This window comes from Haloactinopolyspora sp. (assembly GCF_027324685.1).
Taxonomy (GTDB): Bacteria; Actinomycetota; Actinomycetes; order Jiangellales; family Jiangellaceae; genus Haloactinopolyspora.
On sequence record NZ_DAHVSH010000104.1, the window covers coordinates 1 to 3,699 of the forward strand.

Genomic DNA, 3,699 nt, shown 5'->3' on the forward strand with positions numbered 1-3,699 from the left:
TGGCGACGGCGGCACCGGGCGGCCCATGGGACACGATGCCCGCTGTTTCGCTGACCGACGACGAACCCGCCGGCGTCCCCGACACGCTGTTCGGACCGCCTGAACCGAAGGTGGCCGAGGCCGGGCCGGACCCCGTCGAAGAATTGCGGCACCAGCACGACGCCGTCGCTGCGAGCCCGGGGCAGGGCCGGCTCGGCCTGCTACTGGCCGCTGAATCCGCCGGGGCCCTGGCTGCTGCGGAGATGCATCACGCGGGATTGCCGTGGCGGGCCGACGTGCACGACGCCGTGCTGACCGAGACGCTCGGTCCCCGGCCGCGCTACGGTGAACGGCCGGAGCGTCTCGAAGCGCTGGTTCAACGTATCCGTGCGGCGCTCGACGCGCCCGCGTCGCTCAACCCCGACTCCCATCCGGACCTGCTCAAAGCGATGAACCTGGCCGGTGTGGGGGCGAAGACGCTGCGCAAATGGGAGCTGGAGCGCCTGAGTCACCCAGTCATCGAGCCACTGCTGGAGTACAAGTCGCTGTCGCGGTTGCTCACCGCCAACGGTTGGAACTGGCTGGACAGTTGGGTGCGCGACGGACGGTTTCGTACCGAGTACGTCGTCGGCGGCGTCGTCACTGGCCGCTGGGCCACCAACGGCGGCGGAGCGCTGCAGCTGCCGAAGAACGTCCGCGCGGCTGTGGTCGCCGACCCCGGCTGGACGTTCGTGGTCGCCGACGCTGCTCAGCTCGAACCCCGTGTGCTGGCCGCCATGGCCGGCGACGAGGCGATGGCTGCCGCCGGGCGGGGAGACGACGGCGAGGGGATCGACATGTACGCCGGCATCGTCGCGACGGGCGCGGTCGAGACGCGTGAGCGGGCCAAGATCGGCATGCTCGGTGCGATGTACGGCGGGACCACCGGGGTCAGCGGACAGGTCCGGCCGCAGCTGGCCGCAGCGTTTCCGCGCGCGATGGCCTTGGTCGACGACGCTGCGCGGGCCGGGGAACGCGGCGAGGTGGTCACCACGCATCTCGGCCGGAGTTCACCCCTGCCAGGTGAGACCTGGCAGGAGCTGCAGGCCGGCGCATACTCCGCCGACGACGGTGCAGGTGACGCGGCGGCGCGGGCGCGCTCGTACACGCGCTCGTGGGGACGGTTCACCCGCAACTTCGTGGTGCAGGGCACCGCCGCCGAATGGGCCCTGTGCTGGCTGGCCTCTCTGCGGCGGCGGTTGTGGCAGCTCGGGATGGCTGACGGCGGCGATGGCGTTGAAGGTGCCGTCCCGGCGCCGTTCACCGAGCGAGCGCACCTGGTCTCGTTCGTGCACGACGAGGTGGTGGTGCACACGCCGATCTCGCTGGCCGACGCCGTCGCCGACGAGGTGCGCGCGGCTGCGGCCGAGGCAGGCCGGCTGTTGTTCGGCGATTTCCCCGTCGCGTTCCCACTCAGCGTGGCCACGGCGACGTGCTACACCGACGCCGAATGAGTCGCGCTGAACTCGGGTCGCCTTGCTTTCGTAGGGGGTGACGCATCCGGCAACTGTCGCCCGCAGCGTCACCACTTCCGTCGTTTCATCCCTCCCTCAACGGAGAGCGTCTCGCACCACGGCGTGGATGTCGTCGAGCTGGTCGAGCAGCAGGAGTGCCGCGTCATGCCGTGCGCGAGCATAGGCGCGCAGCGTTGCATCGACCGCGCCCGGATTGTCCAGCAACTCGGCACACGACCTGCTCGGTCAACTCGGGCAGGCCCGCAACGATGGCGGCGACGTCGTCCAGGAGGGCGTGGCGCTGCTCCAGAGCGTCCAGTGCCCACGCACCTGACCCGCCCGGGCGAACTCGGCCAGCGCCACCGCGTCCCGCTCCCGCGGTAAGCACGTACCGGCGCGGTAGACCTTGGCGAACCACTGGGCGCCCGAGTCGTCACGAATCCAGCGCCACCGGTTCTCCCGCCGCGGCCGAGGCGTAGGCGGCCTCGACGATCTCGACGGTGCGCAGGCCGACGCGCCCATCCGGCTGCGGAGTGCGACCGGTCCGGATGGCGTCGACGAATTCGGCGATGAGCGCGGCGTCACTGTCGGCGCCGTAGGGCAACCAGACGGGTGCGCGCTGCGCGCCGGAGAAGCCGTCGACGCGGCTGCCGAAGGCGTCCATGTCGGCGGTCGCCGCGGAACCGACGACGCTCAACGTCAGACCGCCCCACGTCGGGTAGTCCGTCGGCTTCGACCAGCTGCAGTCGATGGTGGCGATCACCCCGCCGGGGTACTCGATGGACACCAGTCCGGCGGTTTCGACGCGCGCCTGCGGATGCATGATCTGGTTCGACTGCGCGTAGACGCTACGCGCGCGCTGGCCGCCCAGCAGCGCATCCATGAGGTCGGCCACGTGCACCGTGTGATCGGTCAGGGCACCGCCACCGGCGAGTTCGGGATCGGTGAACCAGGCTCGGCCAGTGGGTACGCGGCCGTTGTTCGTCCCGGTGACCGCGCAGATCGTGCCGAGCGCACCGGCCTCGATCCGCTCGCGCAAGGCCGCGAAGGCCGTGGAGAACCGGACCGGGAAGGCGACCATCAGCGCCACGCCGGCCGCTTCGGCTGCCTTGACCATGGCGCGGGCGTCCTCGGTGGAGGTAGCCAGCGGCTTCTCGCACAGCACCGGAATCCCTGCGGCGACGAGCAGCTCGACATGCGCGCGGTGATTCGCGTTCTCCGAGCAGACGATGACGCCGTCGGGCTGCCAGGCCAGCAGCGCGTCGATGTCGTCGACGTAGGGCACGCCGAACTCCGCAGCCGCTTCGGCGCCACCGATCTCACCGGCCGGGCGGTTCTCGTGGCCGGGGTCGGTGGCGAGGACCTCGATGCCGGGGAGCGCGCTGAGCACGCGCGCGTAGGACGCCGCATGGAGATGCGCGAACGACAACAGTCCGATGCGCAGGGTCGACGTGTCGCTCATGCTGCCGTCCTTTCGGCGCCGCTGGTGACCTGCACTGCCTCGCCGGTGCGCAGGGAGGTGTTCGCCGCTTCGGCCAGCCGGACCGCCTCGAGTCCGTCCGCCGCGGTGACGCGGGGTTCGGGGCCACCGTTGATCGCCGTGAAGAATTCTCGGAGCTGGGTGGTGTACGGACTCTCGGTGAACGTCGGCGGCGGAAGCAGCCCGCGTCCGGCGTCGTCGATGCCGCCGTCGATCACCACGGGGGAGTGCTGCGCAGAGTCGTGGTGAACCAGGCCGTCGCTGCCGGCGACCTCGAACCTGGTCCGGAACTTGCTGCCGGGCGGCGCCCACGTGCCGCTGATATAGCTGACGGCGTCACTGACGTGGGTGAGTACGACCTGGGCGCTGACGACGTCGCCGGCCGTCGTGCTGCGCGCGAACACCTGGCGTACCTCGCCCGCGGTCCAGCGGGCCAGATCGAGGTCGTGGATCATCTGGTCCATCACGATGCCGCCGCTCAGCGTGTGGTCGGCGAACCACGAGGCCTGCGGGCGCGAGCCAGACCGGGCGAACCGCTGCACCGCGACCTCACCCACACCGCCCGCGGCCACGTGCTCGCGCATGGTGGCGTACTCCGGGAAGAAGCGCACCACGTGGGCCGGGTACAGCTTGACTCCGGCCCGCTCGCACTCGGCGATGACGGCGGTGGCCTTCGCTACGTCGAGGGCCAGCGGCTTCTCGCAGATGACGTCACAGCCTGCGGCAGCAGCAGCCCGGATCACGTCG

General features: G+C 70.9%; 3 protein-coding genes. 1 reads left to right on the top strand and 2 read right to left on the bottom strand.

Translation table 11 applies throughout. The annotated features are described in order from the left end of the window. Positions 1–1,472, top strand: a 1,472-nt coding sequence (locus tag M6444_RS11960) for a bifunctional 3'-5' exonuclease/DNA polymerase (RefSeq protein WP_298327373.1), incomplete at its 5' end; no start/stop codon positions are given. Positions 1,473–1,905: 433 nt separating this feature from the next. Here the strand turns inward: M6444_RS11960 and M6444_RS11965 are convergent. Continuing rightward, entirely contained in the window at positions 1,906–2,934 is a 1,029-nt protein-coding gene (locus tag M6444_RS11965; protein WP_298327376.1) for a Gfo/Idh/MocA family oxidoreductase, read from the bottom strand. After that, positions 2,931–3,699 (bottom strand): Gfo/Idh/MocA family oxidoreductase (locus M6444_RS11970; RefSeq protein ID WP_298327378.1); only part of this gene is annotated, 769 nt, incomplete at its 5' end. The genes M6444_RS11965 and M6444_RS11970, both read right to left, overlap by 4 nt.

Coding starts and splice junctions, on each gene's coding strand:
- M6444_RS11965 (WP_298327376.1), bottom strand. CDS start 2,934: ATGAGCGACACGTCGACCCTGCGCATCGGACTGTTGTCGTTCGCGCAT.